General features: G+C 59.2%; 16 protein-coding genes and 6 pseudogenes. 12 read left to right on the top strand and 10 right to left on the bottom strand.

The annotated features are described in order from the left end of the window. Positions 1 to 8: 8 nt before the first annotated feature. Positions 9 to 1181: pseudogene (locus HF916_RS03075) on the top strand (DUF4158 domain-containing protein); the annotation flags it as partial. A 102-nt stretch (positions 1182 to 1283) separates the two neighbouring features. On the opposite strand, the gene HF916_RS03080 reads toward HF916_RS03075, so the two are convergent. The 5 genes and pseudogenes from HF916_RS03080 to HF916_RS03100 all read right to left on the bottom strand — a co-directional run. Further along, complete coding sequence (locus tag HF916_RS03080; RefSeq protein ID WP_168787765.1) at positions 1284 to 1586, bottom strand: hypothetical protein; 303 nt, start codon at positions 1584 to 1586, stop codon at positions 1284 to 1286. Next, positions 1586 to 2416, bottom strand: a complete 831-nt coding sequence (gene istB / locus HF916_RS03085) for an IS21-like element helper ATPase IstB (RefSeq protein WP_168787766.1) — start codon at positions 2414 to 2416, stop codon at positions 1586 to 1588. Before istB ends, HF916_RS03080 begins: the two co-directional genes overlap by 1 nt. Next, a pseudogene (locus HF916_RS03090) lies at positions 2413 to 3366 on the bottom strand (Mu transposase domain-containing protein); the annotation flags it as partial. The gene istB and the pseudogene HF916_RS03090, both read right to left, overlap by 4 nt. Positions 3367 to 3662: 296 nt before the next feature. Continuing rightward, a complete protein-coding gene (locus HF916_RS03095; protein ID WP_168787472.1) occupies positions 3663 to 4682 on the bottom strand; it encodes an IS110 family transposase in 1020 nt (339 codons plus the stop codon). Positions 4683 to 4832: 150 nt separating this feature from the next. Further along, a pseudogene (locus tag HF916_RS03100) lies at positions 4833 to 5390 on the bottom strand (IS21 family transposase); the annotation flags it as partial. A gap of 183 nt (positions 5391 to 5573) precedes the next feature. Here HF916_RS03100 and HF916_RS03105 point away from each other — a divergent pair. The 4 genes and pseudogenes from HF916_RS03105 to HF916_RS51885 all read left to right on the top strand — a co-directional run. Beyond that, positions 5574 to 7352: pseudogene (locus HF916_RS03105) on the top strand (Tn3 family transposase); the annotation flags it as partial. Between the two features lie 253 nt (positions 7353 to 7605). Next, on the top strand, positions 7606 to 8136 hold the full coding sequence (locus tag HF916_RS03110; protein WP_168787767.1) for a hypothetical protein: 531 nt from the start codon (positions 7606 to 7608) through the stop codon (positions 8134 to 8136). Then, positions 8133 to 8603: a DUF7686 domain-containing protein gene (locus tag HF916_RS03115; RefSeq protein WP_240975328.1), complete on the top strand. Its 471-nt coding sequence runs from the start codon at positions 8133 to 8135 to the stop codon at positions 8601 to 8603. Before HF916_RS03110 ends, HF916_RS03115 begins: the two co-directional genes overlap by 4 nt. A 5-nt stretch (positions 8604 to 8608) precedes the next feature. Next, entirely contained in the window at positions 8609 to 8713 is a 105-nt protein-coding gene (locus tag HF916_RS51885) for a DUF7713 domain-containing protein (RefSeq protein WP_431311378.1), read from the top strand. Positions 8714 to 9232: 519 nt separating this feature from the next. Here the strand turns inward: HF916_RS51885 and HF916_RS03120 are convergent. After that, positions 9233 to 9526: a hypothetical protein gene (locus tag HF916_RS03120; protein WP_168787768.1), complete on the bottom strand. Its 294-nt coding sequence runs from the start codon at positions 9524 to 9526 to the stop codon at positions 9233 to 9235. Positions 9527 to 10126: 600 nt separating this feature from the next. Between HF916_RS03120 and HF916_RS03125 the strand changes: the two genes are divergently transcribed. The 6 genes from HF916_RS03125 to HF916_RS03145 all read left to right on the top strand — a co-directional run bounded on the left by HF916_RS03125 (position 10127) and on the right by HF916_RS03145 (position 15157). Continuing rightward, a complete protein-coding gene (locus tag HF916_RS03125; RefSeq protein WP_168787769.1) occupies positions 10127 to 10810 on the top strand; it encodes a hypothetical protein in 684 nt (227 codons plus the stop codon). 11 nt (positions 10811 to 10821) lie between these two features. Beyond that, positions 10822 to 11538, top strand: coding sequence for an RES domain-containing protein (locus tag HF916_RS03130; RefSeq protein ID WP_168787770.1), 717 nt, complete (start codon positions 10822 to 10824; stop codon positions 11536 to 11538). Between the two features lie 383 nt (positions 11539 to 11921). Next, positions 11922 to 12194 (top strand): hypothetical protein, encoded by a 273-nt coding sequence (locus HF916_RS03135; protein WP_168787771.1) that lies wholly within the window; start codon positions 11922 to 11924, stop codon positions 12192 to 12194. Positions 12195 to 12259: 65 nt separating this feature from the next. Next, positions 12260 to 12394, top strand: a complete 135-nt coding sequence (locus HF916_RS51385) for a hypothetical protein (RefSeq protein ID WP_277352267.1) — start codon at positions 12260 to 12262, stop codon at positions 12392 to 12394. Between the two features lie 107 nt (positions 12395 to 12501). Next, positions 12502 to 12756 carry a transposase gene (locus HF916_RS03140; RefSeq protein ID WP_168787772.1) on the top strand — a complete coding sequence of 85 codons (255 nt, stop codon included), beginning with the start codon at positions 12502 to 12504 and terminating at the stop codon, positions 12754 to 12756. A 1018-nt stretch (positions 12757 to 13774) separates the two neighbouring features. Then, positions 13775 to 15157, top strand: a complete 1383-nt coding sequence (locus tag HF916_RS03145; protein WP_168787773.1) for a hypothetical protein — start codon at positions 13775 to 13777, stop codon at positions 15155 to 15157. 246 nt (positions 15158 to 15403) lie between these two features. On the opposite strand, the gene HF916_RS03150 is transcribed toward HF916_RS03145, so the two are convergent. The 3 genes and pseudogenes from HF916_RS03150 to HF916_RS03160 form a co-directional block, all read right to left on the bottom strand. Then, positions 15404 to 16630 carry an ISL3 family transposase gene (locus HF916_RS03150; protein ID WP_168787774.1) on the bottom strand — a complete coding sequence of 409 codons (1227 nt, stop codon included), beginning with the start codon at positions 16628 to 16630 and terminating at the stop codon, positions 15404 to 15406. Positions 16631 to 16729: 99 nt separating this feature from the next. Further along, positions 16730 to 17686 (bottom strand): hypothetical protein, encoded by a 957-nt coding sequence (locus HF916_RS03155; protein ID WP_168787775.1) that lies wholly within the window; start codon positions 17684 to 17686, stop codon positions 16730 to 16732. Positions 17687 to 17923: 237 nt separating this feature from the next. Beyond that, positions 17924 to 18781, bottom strand: a pseudogene (locus HF916_RS03160) (IS3 family transposase); the annotation flags it as partial. 67 nt (positions 18782 to 18848) lie between these two features. Between HF916_RS03160 and HF916_RS03165 the strand changes: the two are divergent. Continuing rightward, positions 18849 to 20401, top strand: a protein-coding gene (locus tag HF916_RS03165; protein ID WP_240975235.1) for an IS3 family transposase whose coding sequence is annotated in 2 segments (ribosomal slippage) — positions 18849 to 19311 and positions 19311 to 20401 — 1554 coding nt in all. Because the reading frame shifts where the segments join, the coding sequence is not laid out codon by codon here. A gap of 33 nt (positions 20402 to 20434) precedes the next feature. Here the strand turns inward: HF916_RS03165 and HF916_RS50265 are convergent. Next, positions 20435 to 21138 (bottom strand): annotated as a pseudogene (locus tag HF916_RS50265) (transposase); the annotation flags it as partial. Between the last annotated feature and the right edge of the window lie 42 nt (positions 21139 to 21180).

A 21180-nucleotide genomic window follows, 5' to 3' on the forward strand; every position in this document is an offset into this window, starting at 1 on the left:
GCGCCCTGATGGATCATTGGCGATTGGCTTATCTCGGGATCCGACAGGTACCGCGCGAGCTCAGCGAGTTCGAGCTCAACACGTTTTTCACCTTCTCTAAGTGCGAACGCGGCCAGATTGATTCGCGGCGCACCGATCTTTTTCGGCTGGCCATCGCACTGCACGTCGGTTTCCTGCGCATGACAGGCCGGCCGCTTGACTCGTACCGGCAGATTCCGACGGCGCTCTGGCGGCATCTCGGTCACCAACTTGATGTGCAGCCGCCGGATGTCGGGACGCTTCGCTCGATCTACGACGGCAATTTCAAAACATTGTCTGATCATCAGGGCTTTGCCCAGACCATTATCCATTTTCAGTCAATCGCAGAGCATCAACGTCGCTATGTGATTCGCTGGTTGAAGGAACAGCTCGCTGGCCGCCCGGAAAGTGGCCAGCTAACAAGCGACCTTAAGCGCTGGTTCTACGAGCACCGCATCGTGATACCGTCCGATCGTATGCTGAGGCAGCTTATCGTTCAGGCAGTACGTGATATCGAGGGCTCGCTGCACGCCGCGCTCGAGCGGACGCTTGGCACGGACAGACTGGACAGCTGGGCGCGCCTTCTGGCCCAACCGCACGGAGACCGTAGAAGCCTGCAGAGCTGGTTGTGGGCGGTCCCCCTACGCGGCTCGACCCACCAGATGAGTGAAGTGCTCGACAAGATCAATCTGCTCACAATGCATGGTGTTGCCCTTTCTTGGCCTGTCGACTGCAACGATGCAGTTGTGCGCCATTACGCACGTCGCTGTGCTGGTCGACCACCGTCAGTCAGCAAACGGATCGCGCCGCAAAATCGCAGGCTCGAAGCAGCTTGTTTTATGCGCTACGCGCTTTGTACATCAACCGATCAAGTGCTTACGATGCTTCGCAGATGGGTTTTTAAAGTTGCTAACGACGCGTCTCGGGAGGTCGACGCCGCGCGTGTCAAAGCTGCAGATCAACTCTACGAGTTCGCACTCGCCGTCAAGACACTGGCGAATGACGAATCGCTCTCACGTGAGGAATTGAGAACGCAGCTTTGCGTTCTGGCAGATCAGATCCTGGCGCCACACGCACCCAGCCGCCGCAGCCAGATCCGACAGTGTCTGCTTCGGAAAAAGCACTACCCACGCAATCTGCTGATGCGTATCGTGCAATTGCCTGTGGCGCGACGATCTGGATGAGAGACGCGCGACAAACAAGATGAGAATGTCGCGGCGAGGTTGATGATGACGCGGTTGATTGACGCTGGCAAGCGTTGCGCGTCAGTCGGTCAAGTCGATGCCGTAACGCGTGACGATGGTGGCCAGGATGCGTTTGAGCGAGTTACGTCTGGCCTCGATCAGGGTTGCCGGAGTGGTGCCGTCGTCCAATGCCGCCAACTCGTAGCCGAGCAGAGTCAACAGCGTCACGCGTGACGCCGAGGCTTCCTCGCCGATGGCATCAATAACAGTACGCTTGCGCCGCAGACGGTACGCGCGTTGTCGTTGGGCGGCGCTACGTTGGATGGGCGTCGCGGGTTCCTCATCGTCACGCGTGTCGGTCTTGAATTGCGGGTCGCTGGTCATCACTGATCCTCCTGGTGCGGCGCCACGTCGACATTCTTCGGTGTGGCGAAGCTGGCCGGGCGTCCTGGTCCTTGCTGCTTGCGCTGCAGAGCGGTGCGCCGTCGGTAGCTTTCGACGTTGAGTTCGAAGATGGTCGAGTGATGGACCAGCCGGTCGACGGCGGCCACCGTCATGGCCGGGTCGGGGAAGACCTTGTTCCACTCGCCAAAGGGCTGGTTTGCGGTCAGGAGAAGCGAACGGTGCTCATACCTGGCGCTGATCAGCTCGAACAACACTGATGTCTCCGCCTGATCCTTGCTGACGTATGCAAAATCGTCCAGGATGACCAGATCGAAGCGATCCAGCCGGTTGATAGCAGATTCGAGAGCCAGTTCGCGGCGCGCGACCTGTAATCGTTGCACGAGATCGGTAGTGCGGCTGAACAGGACCTTCCAGCCCTTCTCCAGCAGACTCAGGCCGATGGCCGACGATAAGTGCGACTTGCCGCCGCCTGGCGGTCCCATGAGGATCAGATTGGCGCCGTTGCGCAGCCATCCGTCGCCGGCGCACAGCGCAGAGACCTGTGCTCTCGACACCATGGGCACGGCGTCGAAATCGAAGTTCTCCAGCGTTTTGCCCGGTAATAGCCTGGCTTCCTTGAGATGGCGTTCGATACGACGTCTATCGCGTTCGGCAATCTCGTGTTCGGCCAGCGCCATGAGCAGACGCGCCGCGGGCCAGCCTTCCTTGTCGGAGCGCTCGGCGAAGCCCGGCCAGATCTGCTTGACGGCGGGTAGCCGCAAATCGTTGAGCAGTAGCGACAGGCGCGTGGCGTCGAAATCGTTGCTCATGCTGTCGTCTCCATGTCGCGGTCAAGCAGGGCCTCGTAGTCGCGCAACGAAGCCAGTCGCACGTGCACTTGCGGCACAGTCGCTGGATCCGGCGCGAAACGTGAACGCAGTTCGTCCAGATCGGGCAGTTGCCCATCTGTCAGATACTGCCCTAGCGCGCGGGCCAGTTGCGCCTCGCAGGTGCGCTCGTGGGCGAGGCTCAGCAGTTCGACCATGGTCTTGCACGCCGCGCGCGGAGACAGTTGCTCGCATAGGCGATCGAAGATCAACCGATAGGCCTCACGCGGGAAGAGCTGGTCGCGGTACACGAGGTTCAGCAGCGCCATTGGCTTGCGGCGCAGCGCGTGGATGACGTGCCGGTAGTCGATAACATGGCCGTGCTTGCCGTTAGCGCCCGGGCGGCCGCGCCGCAGTGTCATCAGGGCCGTGCCGCCCAGGAACAGTTCCAGCCGATCGTCATACAGCCGTACCCGTATCCGGTGACCGATCAGCCGCGACGGGACGGTATAGAAGACCTTGCGCAATACGAAGCCGCCCGTGGAGGTGACGTACACACGCGTTTCCTCGTAGTCGCTGGTGCGGGTATCGGGCAGAAACTGAAGGAAGACACCTTCGGCCTGGATACGTTTGCCATTGCGCGCGTTGATGCGGCTGACGATCTCGTCGATGAAGCAGCGATAGGCCGCGAGGTCGGCAAACTCCGCGCTACCGCGTAGCAGCAACGCGTCACGGATTGCGCTCTTGAGGTGGCCGTGTGGACTTTCGATGGCGCCGTTCTCGTGGGCGATTCCGCGGTTGTTGCGCGTGGGCTGCATACCGTAGTGAGCACATAGCGCTTCGTAACGCGTGGTCAGATCGTCACGCGCATCGCGATCCAGATTGCGAAACGCGGCCGACAGGCTATCGCTGCGATGCTCGAGCGGTGCTCCGCCGAGCGCCCAGAGCGCGTTTATATGGACGCCGCCCGTTTGCAAAGGGACTTCGAGGGGTCTGACGTGACAGGAACGGCTGCGGGTTTATATCCGGCCTTGTTGCAGCGGGTGTTTTCGCTGCGGGCCCCTATGGATTCAGCTGACTCGCGCCTCATTTCTGCACCGAGCTCAAGGCTCTTCGCGCTCTCCAGGTTTGGCGAGTCCCGGTCCGACCTGTTTTGCCATCACTCTCAAGTACCTGCGCAACCTTTTGACGTTCCATCCTCCGACTACAAAGTTGACTTCACCTACGTTTGGAATTTGCTCGTGCTCATTTATGCCGGCTTGGCGCTCACGTATCCCCCCTGATAGGAGCGGCTGTGGGCCAGGACGGCCCAGATGGTGCGGGCCATCTTGTTCGCGAGTGCGACGATCACGACATTCAGTGGTCGCCGCTTCTTCATCTGCTCGATCCATGGATCATGCTGTTTTGGACTGCTGATAACACTGCGGGCGCCGTGAATAAGGAGCGTGCGAAGATAGGTATCGCCCCGCTTGCTGATGCCCAGCAACATAAGCTTCCCGCCGGATCCCACCTGCTTAGGCACCAGTCCGATGCAGGCAGCAAACTCGCGCCCGGAGCGGAACATCTTAGGGTCGCCGATCGTCGCGACGGCGGCTGTCGCGGTCAGCAGGCCGACGCCAGGAATCTCGGCGATGGCCTTGACGTCCTTGTCTTCCTTTTTCCATTCGCGCATCCGTCGCTCGATCGCGGCGATCTGCCCGTCCAGTACGCTTAGCCCGTTCCACTGCTCACGCAGCGTGTCGATTAGCACGGCCGGCAGGCGGTCGGCGACCCGGGCCAGCACGTCCGGTATTGCCCTGTCCAGGGCGAGCCGCCCCTTGCCCATGACTTCGCCGTATTCGGTGAGCAGTCCGCGTAGTGAGTTGATCTGCATCGTGCGGAATTTGACCAGCTGCTCACGCATCCGGTGCAGCGCCAGCATCGCTTGCTGCATCTCGGTCTTGACCGCGACCGGCTTGCCCGGTTGCTGTACCGCGAGCCAGATCGCCCGGGCGTCGGCGGGATCGCTCTTGTTGCGTATGTTGAAGGCCTTCACGTATTGCCCTGGCATCAGCTTGACTTGATGCCCCATCTTGATGAGCTGCCTTGCCCAGTGCTGCGCACCGCCAGACGCTTCCATGCCGATCAGGCATGGTGCGCGATTCGCAAAGTAGGCGAGAAACTTCGCCCGTTTGATCGGCTTGTTGACGATTTCTCCGGTCTCTTCGTCCACGTGGTGTACCTGAAGGACGTTTTTCGCGATGTCGATACCAACTGGCGTAAGTTTCATGATCGGCCCTCCGGTTTACGTAGGAACGTGTGGATGATCCTCCAACCTGGATTTTTTCGCCCGCCGGTCTGTGCGGGTCCACCTTCCTTGTCTCTGCTCATTCCGGCGACCTCCCGGCTATCCGCCTGGTGGGCGGCGTCCATACCATTTCTGAAGCCCTTCGGCGAGCGCGACATAGCTCTCGCCGCCGAGAATGACATGAGCGTGCTCAAAGCCCGAGCAGGCCAGGCGAAAGTGATACAGGCGATGGTCCAGCGCAATACCGGCCACGGTGACGCCCAGGGCTTGCATCTCGGTAAAGTCGGATAGCCCGAGGCGACCGGGTTCGTGCACCTGACGGAACATGACCTCACGTTCCTCGCCATGGAGTGCGCGCCAGACGCGGATGCGTCGCTCCAGCGTCCGGCGCACGCCGCGCGACAGATGCGGATGGCGCCGAAGCATCTCTTCCAGTACCGCAACCGGCCGGATGCCCGGAGCGGACGTCAGCAATGGAACTATCTCCGTGTCAAATATCTCGGCAAGCGGATCCGCGCGTCGGCGCTCGCGCGGCGCCTTCTTCTGCGATGGTAATTGTGGATCCTCTTCAATGCGGTAGGCAGTGGCGACGCTAAACCCGGCGCGCGCAGCCGCCTTGGGCGGCCCTTCCTTGAGTCTGTGCTTCATATAAAGCCTCATCTGGTGGTCGTTGACGTGTCGTCCGGGCACCGCGGCCTCCCCTGGCATGGAAGGCTCGTTCATACCCGATCCACCGCGACCACCGACAAAGCTCTCCACTGACGGGAGCCTCCCGGCGCGGCGTGGCGGCAGCGGTTCCGGGCTACGCCCGTTCCCGCTGCCGCCACGCCACTCTTCTCATCCTGATTGACGCGCTGTTCTCATCCTGAATGTCGCGCAGCACAATTGCCGTTCGATGCCGAAGACAGGCACCCTGTGATCGATGCAATCATACTGCTAAGGGGGCTCTACCGGCGACATGCCTCCCTTCTTCCCGACCGCCTCAACATTCGATTGGGACGCGCGTGGCGCGAAGCGATCGATGGATATGACCGCTTCAAGGCGATGATCGCATTTGAGTGGGCCACCCTCTTCGCTCTGCGCGTCGCCCTGCGCAACGGAACCATTTTTATTGAGCACAGCTTCTCGTTCCGAAGCCAGACACACATGCTGATCCCGCCCGATGAGTGGCAAGCGAAGCGCAACAATCTGTATGGGCACCTTGAGCTGCCGCAGAATCCGCAGGATTTTCTTCGACCAATCATCGAGCAACTCGATCAGCGGATCGAACTACTCGACGAAGCAGTCTCCAGCGGCTTGGTACGTGTAGACACGGCTGTGCATCTGCATCCACTTGAGGCGCAGCCCGCCGACGCTGAGGCTGACCAGCTGCGGCGGGCGATCTTCGAAACTCATCCGCCGGGCCAGTTACCAGAGATTATTCTCGAGATCGACAGTGCGACACGTTTCAGCTGGGTCCTGTTGGGACGCGAGCCCAGGTCACGGATTGAGTTGCTGATGGTGTATTCCGCGGTGTTGGCGCATGGGACCTCGCTGTCAGCAGCGGAGATTTCAAGAATGGTCCCGGAAGTGTCGCCGGCCGCCATTCGCCAGATGATGAAGCGGCTTGAAGACGAGCGGATGCTTCGGAAAGCTGCCGACGCTGTGCTTGAGTACATGCACGAACACCCCATTGCGGCACATTGGGGCCGTGCGGATCTCGCCTCTTCTGACATGATGTCGCTCGAAACTACGCGCACGGTCTGGCAAGCTCGCGCTGATCCGCGGCGCCGTACGGCATCGATCGGGATGTACACACACGTGCTCGATCGTTGGGGAACCTTCTATGACCAACCCATCGTGTTGAATGAGCGGCAGGCGGGTGCTGCGATCGAAGGCGTCGTCCGACAGACTGCGGCCAAAGACATTGCGCAAATCGCAGTCGACACGCACGGGTATACCGATTTCGCGATGGGCCTGGCCCGGGTGTTGGGCTTCGATCTGTGCCCGCGTCTAGCCCATCTGCGAGACAGGCGCCTTCACGTCCCCCGAAACTACGATGTGCCGCTACAGTTCTCCGCGATCACTGACTGCGATGTCAAATTGCAGGCGATCGCTGATGTCTGGGACGAGCTGGTGAGGATCGCAGCCTCCATCCGCTCAGGGAAATGCACAGCAATCGACGCTCTCACCCGCTTCGGCTCATCAGCGAGGGGGCAGGCCGTGTATGACGGCGGCGTTCACATTGGCCGTCTTTTCAGAACCATTTTTTTGATCGACTATTTCACCAACGTCGCTTTTCGATCGGAGCTGCAACATGTCTTGAATCGAGGAGAAGCCGTCCACAATGTTCAACGCGCGATTCACGTCGGCAAAATTCCAGTCGAACTTGCACGACGTCCCGAATCGCTCTCTGCTGTTTCTTCGGCGCTCACCTTGCTGTCCAACATTTTGATGGCTTGGAACACCACCCACATGCAACAGACGCTTGAGGGTCTCGAAGCGACCAGAGGCCAACCGCTTGACGCCGAGCAGTTAAGGCGGATCGCGCCGACTTATTTAGAAGGGATCAATCTCCGCGGAACATTCAATTTTCCGGTGGCACGCTACGCGTGGCGCATCCTTCCGAGTCTGAGTGATATGGCCGCCTCTGCCTCCAGTCGACGGGCCTGAGGTGTCAAGACGGCAGGTCGCGGCTTCTCGAACGCGCTGACAGAGGTGACGGCAAGATCACGCGCTGCTCCGCTGCAACTCCGTTAGACGCGTGCAACTGCGAGAACGTGCGTCGTTCCGGGGGTAGACAGCAAGCTATTGATTTAACGCAACATTTATTTGGGGCCGCAAGGCAAACCCGCACCAGGCCTAGATCCTCCGAACCGGATTCTTGCAGGTTGATCAAGGGGACCCCTAACAGGAGAAAAACCGAGTGACCCGCATTTCGCTGGACGCAATGGCACGGGCCATGAGAGCCGTAGAGGCTATGAACCTCTCACAGAAAGAGGCCTTGACCGACGAATTATTCCTTGCCCAGCCTCATATGCTGGGCTCCGTTCTCGTCCTTCCGAAGCTCGGTGTCTCGATGGAAAAGACGGAGTTCGCCATCGAGCTTCTGCTTCTCTGCTTTCAGGCGATGAAGGCGTCCGGCCGGGCGTGGCCGCCGATCACAGAAGACGATCAGGAATTGCAGCAGCGGGTCTACGTGACCACCGTCAGGCTGGGCGAAGACCTGAGCCCGATGCAGCGGGATCGTTTGATGCAGCAATACCTGCGAAATCACCCTGAGCAGAATCTGCTGGCATGCATAGGGGCGCGGACGGCGGACTGGCTTGAACGTATCGACCCGGAAGACAGTGACAGGTACGTGATGCTGGCCGCAGCCAACCTGGTAAACTGCATCGCGTTCATCCCCACCCCCGCGTCCGGAGAACCGTCTGCCGGAGCACGGATAGCCAAATGAGCCAAGACCTATGCGAACAGTGCGCGCAGCCCACTGTTGCGTACGATGCAATTCACTATGGCTCTGTCGAAGCAGGTTACCGCCTGCTCTGCACCCGGTGTTTTAATGCCGAAGTCGCGAAGCGCAACGGCGTGACCCACTTCGAAAACGTGCAACTCGAGCCCATCCGGATGACAGATTGCGCCAGCGAGGCACATCAGTTCCATTTCCAGATGCGTCTGCTGGGCACCATGATCGTCCTTGATGCCTTCGAGATTCAGGACGGGTTCCCCGCAGGTTATGAATTCCGGATCATCGGCAAACCGGAAGATGACGTGCTGACTTTGCTTGGCCGCCTCGTGGAAAAAATGAGGCGCGTATTGGCAGTCAAGGACCTCGCAATCCATGGCAACCAGTTTCAGATCCGTGACCAAACCGTGCGGGCACTTATTTCGTCCGATCCGGCAGGCCCGGCGACATTCCTGTAGTTGTCGTGGATGGCAGGGAAATCGGCTGGGACGACTTCGGGCGTATGCTCGCTGCCTTTGAAGACTGGCAATTCAGGCTCGAGATCAGAGACCTGGCCGATGACGTTTGATGCCCAGAATTTCGCCGCGGGCGCCAGAACTGAAAATCATCCTGTGATCAATGGCCCGAGCCGATTTTCGCAGAAATTCAGCTTTCATTGGCCGAACTGCGTCAGTGCACGCCAGAGAGCTGCGAGACCTGGCGGTTGCAGCGCCAGCGCCCGGCGACTACATCTAGTGCATCCGTACGCAGTCAGCCCCGCGTCGACGCAACCGGTCCAAACATACCAGTAAAACGGATCTTTCTTTTATGTCAAACCCAGTAATCCTAACGGTCTGTAACGCCAGCGTGCCCGGTTTGCATAAAACTGTTTCGCGTTTTATCCAATAAGGTAACTGATGGATAAGGGAGTTGAACGGGCTACACCAGCGCAAAAAAATGGCCCGCACCTTCGCGGACCCGGTTCTGGCGGAGCAAGGACGGGCGGCCAGTCTCCCGCCAGCCCCGCCTTGCCCCGTTTTGCAGTCACGTGTCGCTAGCACGGGCCACCTATATATCATAGTCACTGCGCGGGCGCGCGGGGGACTTTTCAGCCACGCGGCACCGTCACGGGCTTCGGCGGCCGCTGGCCGCTTCGTGACGCCAGGATCTGCCGGATCGTCGCCAGCGACTGCTCGGCCGTTGCACTCGCAACATGCCGGCGCGGTGCGGTGAACCGCGGCACCGTCACGCCAAGCATCCGGCACACGGCCGACAGGTACGGTTTCGCCGGCCCGGCGTACCGCTGCGCCGCCGCCACGATCGCCGCGTCGCCGACGTGCCCGCGCAGCCACGTCAGCGCGCGACGGTCCCGTTCATTCTGTACACGCACCAGATGTTCCATGACGGCCTCCAGAACTGTATATGCATCCATACTGTATATATATACAAGTTCAGGGGGATTTTCAAGGCGGACGGTGTCGCAGGGGCTAGAGCTCGGGGAAATGCGAGCTGCGTTGCGACGAATAAGAAAATTGCGATAAATGAGAAAACATGGTGTATGCTGAATATCGATTGAGTGAAGAGGCTCCGAATGTTGGACCGGGGCGATGAGATCACTGCGGTAACTCTATCGGAGGCCCGTGCCTACCGCAAGATAGGCCGACCGGCAGGTATCGCGAAGTCAGGGACCGGGGCGCAGTCAACAGGGTCATTCTGGTCGACGGGATATCGCAAGCGGGCCTCGTTCGATACGTCGATGACATATTCGAGTTCGAATCATTCGAACTCAACGAGGCGAGTGCCGGACGGCATGGAGCCGCGACGCTTCCGTCTTGCGCGCCGCTGTCCTCCGTCGGTGGCTGGGGGAAGTTCGTGGGCGTGCGCTTCCGACGCATCGGCCCGAGATCTTGTTTGGTAAGCCGGAAACTGGTAGTGCGAAAGCGATCGCGAAGCGGATCACCCCATTGGGCGCCCCGCCGCAAATTGCCTGAAGGAGGCTTTCATGACACAGGTAACGAAAGAACAAAACGAAGCGTCAGCTCTCAAGATCCGTGCTGCGCTTACCGGCAATTACGCGGGCGATGCGCGACAGCTGGTTCGGGATGTCGCCGAGTCGTTTGCTTCTGATATCGAAGGGACGTTGCGGGTGAAGGTCCCAGAGCTTGCGGACAGCTCGATCCGTGACTTGCTGCGACATATCCTGGAACAGCGCTTCGCGACCATTCTGGCGTCCGGTGACGTCGGCAGATCTGAAGCCCGCTCCTCCTCGTTACCTGTTGTCAACCTGAAGCCTTCGGAGGTGATCGAGCAGCGCAAGGTGCGCATGTCGCTCGCGAGCCTGTATCGCTATGTCGAAGCGAACAAGTTCTATTGCGTCGTGCCGTCAGGCCAGAGTAACGGTCGTGAATTTCCTGCGTGGCAATTCGCTGGCCCGGTGCCTGAACTGTTGCCGCCTGTGCTTCTCGCCCTTCGGGGGGGGTTGAGAACCGAGGTCCATGCTTTTCTGGTTACGGCGCAGGACGCGCTGAACGAACTGGCGCCAGCAGAGGTATTGGCTGGTATCCCGTTCGAGACACGCGCGTCCCTGTATCCAAGTCAGCAAAGGCTCTTGCAACTGCCCGCGAACGAGCGTCAGCGCAAGGTTCTTGCGTTGATCAACGGGCCGGGAGCGAGCATGGCCGCTTGAACGGCTATCGAATGAGCGACAACAAAAAGCCAACCGTCGAACCGCCGTCGTACCTGCGCGAGCGCTTGCCGTCGGCAGTGCAATTGAAGGAGTGCCTCACCAACGAGCCTTTCGCGGTCGGCGGTGAGGCGCAGCTGTACCGCGCTGCGTATCTACCTGAGAGTGTCCTGCCGATGAGCGTGGCGCGAGCGTATCGCTTCGGACCGCCGCCTGAACTATTTTCTGACGGCATCGAAATGCCGTTCTGGTGGTTGTACGCGGCGCACGTCGCCGAAACCGCGATCTGGGAGGCGCAGTTTTGCAAAAACGACGTGACACAACCAGGAACGTTCTACATGGACCCGTTCGCGGTACAACACGGCATCATTGCTGAACTGCGCTTTCCGCGGCCGCTCCGGTTCTGGAATCTCAATGGTTCCGCTTCGAGTCGTCTCGGCGTTTACGACGACCTTTCGAGCCCTGACTATGACTGGTGCCAGTGGTTTGGGTACTACATGGATGTCGCGATGCAGTCTGTCGACGGCGCTATGCGGCCAGATGGGTTCGTGTACCCGTCGCGACGCCACCGGGGCCACACTGCAGTAGCTATCTCCTCGCGCGCCTTGCCAGAATTGAGGGACGGCGTGGCGCGAACCGAGACGCCGTTCGCCCAGCACCCGGATTTCGAGCGACTGCTCGACGACCGGCTCCGAGTGGCGCCGCCCGCGGCTGACGCCTCTGGAGATTAATGATGAACGGGGCCGCACGCGTCGGCCGCGTTAAACCTGTCAGCGGGGACGCTCTATCGGCCGCGCGATCGGCTTTCTTTGTTGAATGAGGCATTTTTTTGCGCGTCACGCCCATCCTGTACTTCGGTCTCATTCAATCGAGAGACAAAATCTCCGAGGAGAGCGGAAGCGGTTCCAGCCTGGAATCCTGGTTCGCCGTCAGCAAACGCGTTTGTTTCCACCGGGTTCAATGGTCGGCGAGGGTCGGTGCGGGCTGCACGGTTCGCTGAGATGCGCGGAGCTACCACGGTTGCAGCGGCGGACTGACGCACCGTCACGGCCGATCAAACTTTCGAAATAGCTTCGCCCGAAGGTGGATAGCACTGCAGGAACGCGGTGTCGCCGTGATCCTCCAGCGTACCGAGGCCTCTGAAGGAAAAGATGGCAGGTCGAGACGTATCCCGCGAAGCGTCGACCAGCTGGAGGGGATCCTGCGGTCGCTCGGCTCCGTCGTCTGGACCTTCAACCAGTCAACGAAGCAACGCCAAAGCCTGACGACGAGCGCCGACAACATCAAAGTGACGCTAACGATTTCGGCCGTCAAAAGCAGGACCGCGCTGGCGATCGAGGGCGTACTCCGAGAAGCTGCTGCCCTGATCGTCGTAGCGACCGGCTAAGTGTTTCGAGTAAACGAATTTCACGATATCAAGTCTGATGGGTAACCGAACCCGACGACCTGCCGATGAAATACGTTGTTGAACTGAGCGAACCGGAGAAGAAGACCTTGCAACAGCTGTCGCGCAAGCATCCTCATCACGACTTCCGTACCCGAGGATTGGCACTGTTGCTGCTCGACAGCGGCCGGACGGGTACATGAGACTGCGCTTGAGCTCGAAGTGCGCAACAAGTCGGTGTACAACTGGATCCACGCGTGGCACGACAATGGCCTGTGCGGTCTGCTGGTCGGTCATAAGGGCGGACGCAGTGATCGTCCTCGACAACGCCTCGATTCATCACAACATTGATCAGGAAATCATCGACCGGTGGTCTCTTGAGCATCGCATGGTGCTGTTCTATCTGCCGCCCTACAGTCCCGAACTCAATCTCATCGAAATCCTCTTGAAGCATGCCAAATACCACTGGCGTCGCTTCGTCACCTGGACTAAAGACACCATCGATGCCGAGATCGAAACGTTGCTCGGCGGCTACGGCTCCGAGTTTGAAATCCGCTTCTCATGAACACTTATGTCTCCCAACACTTCAAATGAAACCCGGTTTCGGGTTATCGTGCGAAGTTCGAGGGCAAGCCCGCCGACCCGTCGTTCGACTAGCGTCTGCACACCGTTGCGATATGCCGGCGCGCAGTCGTCCGCTATTCGCCTGTGCTTTTTCCGATTGTCGAGGTGACTCTCAGATTCTCTTACCGCGCTACCTGAACGTGAGCTTGACGGGAGCCAACACGCAGAACATTTCCCTCTGGTGTTATCGGCCGTGGAATATCCGTCACGTCAGGTTCGATTGTTCGCAGCTCGTCTCCCGTTTTGCTGTGGCTTGCTATCGCTTTCGGCAACGGCGCAGCGCGCCGTCGAGCGTGGAAGCGGACCGCGTGCGGCGAAGCGGGACGGTGCATTGATCGTCTATGCAACGGCGCGGCGTGCTGCATTCCACCACGCGCTTCCGGTGGGTTCCAAACTTCGATATAGCGTTCACCCGCCAGTACCGACGAAGTGAGCGTTAGCAGAATTGCCCCCGCTCCAAGGAATCGAAGCATGCATTCTCCAAAGTTGCATCCGACTTCCGGCTTGCACGACCTCGCGGTTCCTACACACGAGCCGTCGCAGCCGGTGCAATAGTGCCCGTCCAGTATTGAACGGTCAACCGCCCAGACGTTGGAGTGGATAGGAGCGGCCGTGCCCGCCGTCCGGCCATTTCACGCGCGTAGAACGTCGTCTCCCCCGCCTTGTCGGCCTGCTCCGTCCTCCCTTTCCGCAGCAGCCGGCGGATCGAACTTCGATCGCCTGTCCGATATCCGGACGTTTCGCGTTATCGGCGGAACGCGAGATTACGTGCTGCTTCACAGGCTAAACTTGAACGGATCGCAAGCGGAATATGCGAACGCTGACCAACTGCCGCGCTGGGCGAGTCCCGCCCAGGCGTACATGTGCCCTCCATTGAACTGCTGACGCATCAGACGCCAACATCGCCTCGTCTATAATCAGGAAGTCAGAACACCAATGATTGCAGGGAGCCCTACTTTATGAGTCAAGCCCGAGGACGATATGCGGGTTCTCGGGACAGCGGCCAGCGCCACCCTCGCCACGGAAAAAAATCTCCGTCCAACCGGCAGGGACAACCGTACGTAAAGGCGCCTCCTCGAGACTCCGCCCAGACTGCCTCGATTTTCAAAACACGATCGTTTCAGTTTCTGGTCGATGCGGTAGGCGCAGAGAACATCGCGTTAGGCCTTGAATCGAACATGACGCGCGTGGCTGAACTGATGAAGGGCGAAAGGTTCACGCCCGAGACCGCCTTTCATATGGAAACGACGCTTGGGCTGCCGCATGGCTTCTTCGACCAGCTCAATCCTGCGCTCGCGGCCGAAACGATCGCCCGCCTGAAGTCGCCGCTCGACGTCCTCCGAACAAACGAATCAGAAGTACTGCCTGAAATGCCTGAACCAGCTCGCGCGTTGACCGGCGACCAACAACCATTTCTTAAAGATAGTCTGCTCGAGGAAGCGCAAATGCCAAAGAAAGCAACTGGCGGGTCACCCAGGGCCGAAAGGAATAGTCCAAGCGAGAAGGCCGAGCCGCCTAAGCCCCATGCGCTGCGGAAAGGTTCGTCTGCGAAAACCAGGATTCCTCATGAAACGACCCAGCAGCAACCGCTGGCATTAGACGACAGCGCCGTGGTAGAAAACATTCGACGCGCTAACCTCCACGTCCTCACGGCTCGCAAGGGATCGAAAGCAAGGCTTGGTGTAGTCATGGCGATGAGCGGTTCCAATATGGCCCATCGGCTATATGGCAAGAAACGTCTGGACAGTGTCGGAGCAAACCGTTTCACAGAGCGACTTGGTTTGCCAACTGGCTGGCTGGACACGCGGCGCTCCGAAGCCGAGATCCCCGAGTCGGTGTCGCGTTTGCTTGCGCCGGCTTCGCGCGGGCGTGCATCCGTTGAACAACACGAGTCGCTCGCGGCTGCAACGAACGATGAGGTCCCAGGCAAAAATGCGGATGCGAAGGCGCAAATGCGGCGCACCCACGCGCGCGTCCCCGCCGATGCGGAAAGCTTCTTACCCCTTTCGGAGGATGTCGCGGGAGAGAAAGAGACAATTGGCGTCAGCCCGAACGATCATGTAAGTGATGCCCGCGACCAGCCGGCCGGTCGCTCGACTGAAGAAAGTGATGGCGACGTTGCGGCAGCCACACCGGCGGCCCTGCCATCGCTCCCAGCCGCAGCAATACCGCAGCGAAGCGCGGTGCCGACCTCCTTCCCTTCCGTGACCAGCCTGGACAACCTTCGCGGTATCGAACCGATAGCGGAAGCATTGCTCAAGACGTTGGCAGGCAAAGCACGCATCGGTCGACTGGACGAATTGAAGGCTCTGGAACTTTTGCAGCAGGCTGTCCTGTTGTAAGTTGGCGGTAGCGTGCCACGCCTCATTCTGCCATGAGACATGAAGCGCATCGAGGTAGCCTGGGCACGCTGCCGAAGAATCACCTTGTTCATCACTGGCGGTCAACGAATGCTACCGGCTCGTCCACTACTCCACCACCGGACGCCTCTGCCAGGAATGCCTGTGGCATTATCCCTGAGAAGTCAGATCCGCATATTTGCTACTTACCTTTATTGGCTCTTTTGAAAACTCAGTGGGTAATGCGGCTCAGCGGGCATGCGCGTTGAACGCGGCGAAGTTAAGTTTTCCAGCAATGAGAAACAAGACCGTGCGCATGGTTTCAAAGCGTGCATATCCACGAGCCTTGCGCTTTGCTGCCTGAAACAGGCCGTTGATGGCCTCGATGAAACCGTTGGTCTGACGGGTCTGGGTCCAGGCAACGATTCCATCGAAATGTCTGCGAATCAGGCTGACGACATCCTTCATGGGCTCGACCTTGGAGCGCATGACGTTCGTGCACCACTGGTGCAGCATCTCGGAGACGACATTGATTTGTTTGCGCTCGAGAATGTCGCGCAATTGTTCCCGGTAAAGCCAGGCTCGCGCGGTGCGATTGGTCGTGTACTGACTGACCAACGCTTCAAGGTCGGTGAGTTGCGCGAGGTTCAGTTTGTCGGCGTCCTTCAGCAACGTCCAACGCATGCCTTTAAGCTGAGGGTCGAGTTTCTGCTGCTGGCGACGTACTGCGTCGAGCGCCTTGGACGCGTGAGCGACGACGTGGAACTTGTCAAAGGTAACTCGCGCTTCGGGGAGATGTTCATTGACGCCCTTGATGAAAGCTGGCGACATGTCGATGCTGACCGAGCTTACTTGCCCGGGCGAGCCGCCATGCTCGCCCAGATACGTGGCAAAGCGCTCTATCGTGCTGGCATCCTTGCCTGTGGTGACGAACGCGACCCGCCGCGCCTGCATGTCGGCGACCAGCGTCAGATACTCATGACCGCGACGGTACGAGGTTTCGTCAATCGCCAGCGCCGTCACACCCGACAGGTCGGCCGCCGCGAGTGCGAGCTCCACATACCGCGAACAGATGGCATGTACTCGATGCCACGACAGATTGACCGCGCGTGCAACGGCGGCGAACGGCATCTGCTGCGCGAGCATCAGCACGAGCGCTTCGAACAGCAATGTGAAGCCGCTGAGCTGGCCCACCCAATCTGGCTCAACCAAACGCACTGAACCATCGGGCAGGCGCACCCTGGGCACCCGCACTTCGAGGAAGCACTCGTGCTGGAAGAAATTCAGATGCCGCAGGCGCTTGATTTGCGTGTCGTGCACGGGATTCTCGCCGGCCACTCCAGCATAGCCAAACCGGCTGCCTGCAACAAAGTCAACGGCGATGTTGAGGTGCCGCTGAGCAGCATCGAAGTCAACACTTCGGACATACCAAGGAGCCGTGATACCGAGGGCGGATTCGAACAATTGATTCGTCATAGCTGATTGGCTTTACATGGGTGATTCCCGCATTCTGCCGCAATCACCCAAGACTCATCTTACTGGGTGACTGCGCCTCAAGGGTTCGCTGCGCCGGGCTCACGCCCGCCCTTGACCCGCCAAACCCACCCACTCCAAATTCAAAAGAGGCCCTTTATTGCTGGTCGACGACTCGCGACTCACAGCGTCTCTTATAGTAAGCACGATTGTATCCAAAGCAGCGAACATAGCCTCCACGGCATATCCCGCCAAAAAAGGAATGGCCAAAGAGCCTAGTAGGCCAATCGCGTCAATCGTCTTATTGTTCACGGTTGCATAAATGAGTGGCACCATATACCCAAGGATGATTCCAAGAATTGCTCTTAAGAGGTATGTACTTCCTTCTCGAAGGACGAACGTTTGATTTGCAAGTCCCTGCAGGATTCTTCTTAATATAAATGCACATGCACCCAAGAACCCCAGAATCATCGGATTAGCGACGCTCAGTGCAGCCGCTACAATGTTTGAAATAGTTAAGCTTTCGTTTACAGTTAACTTTACAGTCTGGATCGCGGGGGGAACGGCGGCTTTTAAGGCCGCCAGAACAAACACAAAACCCAATGCTACGAAGGCAGACCGATTCCAGGCACCAATGAGATTTTTTACTCGCGTTCGTATCTCTTGCTGTCTCGGTGTACCGAGCGATGAACCAATTTCCATCACTTCAGCAATTTCTAGTGAAACTGCTGTTGCCGGATAGACTTTTGGGCTAAGCGAGTCTATCGACTTGAACAGAGCAAGTTCAGCCTCCTGGTCTAATGTGTTTCTTTCGCTGATACTAGACTTCGCAACCTGCAATGCCTTCGTAGCTTCCTCAAGGATATCTTTGGGTACATCGATGTCTTTTGCAGTGGATGCGTATCGTAGGAGTCGCTCCAGATCGTTCGTGAGACGCACGTCGTACTCATCGTCACGAGCTTCTTGTGTTTTTTTCGACCTCGAGGACTCACTTGAATCATCCGCCGACGATTCACTGCTGTTCAACGTTTCTCTATCGGTCGTTTCAGTATCGCTCATGAGTAACTCCACCGCAAAGGGAATCGAGTTATCGTCAGAAGTGGTGTACGGGGATGAGTCGGGGATTTGAGAAGGCGGCGGCGGTTAGCTGAGAATGTTGCTTGTCGAGAGTAACGAACCAGCGAACCGGAATCCACCACCATGAAGAAGTTTACGGAAGAAACGAACGACGGTAAAGCAGCAGCAAGCGTTGGTAGCCTTGATGACGGCAGTTGTCAACGTAGTTGTCGTGTCACTTCATGCAAACTGCTTTAGTTCTACCTGCTGCGTGCGCTCCGGATTGAGCCAGACTTCATCATTCAATTTCCAATCACGCGTCGATCGGGACCAACGCCGTGGGTTGCGCTCCCTGGCTTCTGCATAAACGGCTTCACGTTGCGCGAGCACTGCGGCGGCTACGCCGTTGTGGCGCTGCGCCGGCGTGACGAATTTCAGGCCGCTGTGTTTGTGCTCATGGTTGTACCAACGCACGAACTGCTGCGTCCAGGCCCGCGCTTCATCAATGCTGCCGAACGGTCTGCGCGGATAGTCTGGCCGGTACTTGCAGGTGCGGAACAGCGACTCCGCGAACGGGTTATCGTTACTCACACGCGGCCGACTGAAAGAGGCGACGACCCCCAGGTTTTCCAGGGTGGCGAGCATCGTCGCGCCCTTCATTGCGCTGCCGTTATCCGAGTGCAGCACCAGGGGGCGCCCTGCCAGGCCCTCCGCCAGACTGGCACGCCGCATCAGCAACGCGGCCAGTTCCGCCGATTCCGCCTCATGCACTTCGTGACCGACTATCTTGCGGCTGAACACGTCCAGCATCATGTACCAGTAGTAATACTGGCCCTTGACCGCCGCCGGCATCCACGTGATGTCCCACGACCAGACCTGGTTCGAACCAGTGGCACAATGGCTGGTCACCACGCGGGCCGAGGGCTTGCGCGCACGGCCGCGGTGATGCTGCTGCGAAGCGCTGCGCAGCACGCGGTAAAAGCTCGACTCCGACGCGAGATATACGCCGCGGTCGGCGAGGCTCGGCACGATCTGACTGGGCGGCAGGCTGGCAAACTCCGCACTATTGGCGACCTGCAGAATCTGCTGCCCCCCCGGCGTCAGACTAGTTGTCGTGTCTTCTCTTTCTTATAGACTTGGTCCGGGGGCGGTAAAATCAGGGTGAATGAAAGCCTACTCAGCAGAAAGAAAGGAAGCGCTGGTGCGTCGCATGATGCCGCCGGAAAACGCGGCGGTCTCGGCGCTTGCCAGAGAAACGGGGATTACGGAACAGACGTTGTACACGTGGCGCCGAAAGGCCAAAGGACAAGGAATCGCAGTGCCGGGCGATGGGAAGAATCCCGAAGGATGGTCTTCGGAAGACAAGTTTGCAGTAGTGCTGGAAACCGCCCCGCTCAACGCAGCGGAGCTGGCCGAGTATTGCCGGCGCAAAGGTCTTTATCCCGAACAGATCGCGGCGTGGCGGGCTGCTTGCCAGGCGGCCAACGCGAATGCCACCGAGCAGGCACGCGAGCAGCGCCATCAGTCGAAAGACGACAAGCAGCGCATCCGGCAGCTCGAGAAGGAACTGCAGCGCAAGGAGAAGGCGCTGGCAGAAGCGGCTGCACTGCTGATTCTGAGAAAAAAAGTCCAGGCGATCTGGGGAGACAAAGAGGACGATTAATCAACGTCCTGGATCGCCTGCTATGTATATCGTTGATTCGCGAGGCAGCGCAGTCGGGCTGCCGGTTGGAGAAGGCTTGCGAGGAGCTGGGCGTGAGTGTGCGCACATTCCAGCGCTGGGTGCGTGAGGGCGACGCGGTGCGCGCTGATGGCCGCACGACGACCGAGCGAGCGCCGCCGTCCAATCGACTGAGTGAGGCCGAACGGCAGCAGATTCTGCAGGTCGCCAATAGTGCGGAGTTTGCCAGCCTGCCGCCCAGTCAGATCGTGCCGAGCCTCGCCGACCGCGGCGTATATCTCGCGTCGGAGTCGAGCTTTTACCGCGTGCTGCGCAGCGCTTCGCAGCAGCATCACCGCGGCCGTGCGCGCAAGCCCTCGGCCCGCGTGGTGACCAGCCATTGTGCCACTGGTTCGAACCAGGTCTGGTCGTGGGACATCACGTGGATGCCGGCGGCGGTCAAGGGCCAGTATTACTACTGGTACATGATGCTGGACGTGTTCAGCCGCAAGATAGTCGGTCACGAAGTGCATGAGGCGGAATCGGCGGAACTGGCCGCGTTGCTGATGCGGCGTGCCAGTCTGGCGGAGGGCCTGGCAGGGCGCCCCCTGGTGCTGCACTCGGATAACGGCAGCGCAATGAAGGGCGCGACGATGCTCGCCACCCTGGAAAACCTGGGGGTCGTCGCCTCTTTCAGTCGGCCGCGTGTGAGTAACGATAACCCGTTCGCGGAGTCGCTGTTCCGCACCTGCAAGTACCGGCCAGACTATCCGCGCAGACCGTTCGGCAGCATTGATGAAGCGCGGGCCTGGACGCAGCAGTTCGTGCGTTGGTACAACCATGAGCACAAACACAGCGGCCTGAAATTCGTCACGCCGGCGCAGCGCCACAACGGCGTAGCCGCCGCAGTGCTCGCGCAACGTGAAGCCGTTTATGCAGAAGCCAGGGAGCGCAACCCACGGCGTTGGTCCCGATCGACGCGTGATTGGAAATTGAATGATGAAGTCTGGCTCAATCCGGAGCGCACGCAGCAGGTAGAACTAAAGCAGTTTGCATGAAGTGACACGACAACTACGTTGACAACTGCCGTGCCGTTCGGCCTCACTCAGTCGATTGGACGGCGGCGCTCGCTCGGTCGTCGTGCGGCCATCAGCGCGCACCGCGTCGCCCTCACGCACCCAGCGCTGGAATGTGCGCACACTCACGCCCAGCTCCTCGCAAGCCTTCTCCAACCGGCAGCCCGACTGCGCTGCCTCGCGAATCAACGATATACATAGCAGGCGATCCAGGACGTTGATTAATCGTCCTCTTTGTCTCCCCAGATCGCCTGGACTTTTTTTCTCAGAATCAGCAGTGCAGCCGCTTCTGCCAGCGCCTTCTCCTTGCGCTGCAATTCCTTCTCGAGCTGCCGGATGCGCTGCTTGTCGTCTTTCGACTGATGGCGCTGCTCGCGTGCCTGCTCGGTGGCATTCGCGTTGGCCGCCTGGCAAGCAGCCCGCCACGCCGCGATCTGTTCGGGATAAAGACCTTTGCGCCGGCAATACTCGGCCAGCTCCGCTGCGTTGAGCGGGGCGGTTTCCAGCACTACTGCAAACTTGTCTTCCGAAGACCATCCTTCGGGATTCTTCCCATCGCCCGGCACTGCGATTCCTTGTCCTTTGGCCTTTCGGCGCCACGTGTACAACGTCTGTTCCGTAATCCCCGTTTCTCTGGCAAGCGCCGAGACCGCCGCGTTTTCCGGCGGCATCATGCGACGCACCAGCGCTTCCTTTCTTTCTGCTGAGTAGGCTTTCATTCACCCTGATTTTACCGCCCCCGGACCAAGTCTATAAGAAAG

It is taken from the genome of Paraburkholderia aromaticivorans, assembly GCF_012689525.1.
GTDB classification, from domain to species: Bacteria; Pseudomonadota; Gammaproteobacteria; order Burkholderiales; family Burkholderiaceae; genus Paraburkholderia; species Paraburkholderia aromaticivorans_A.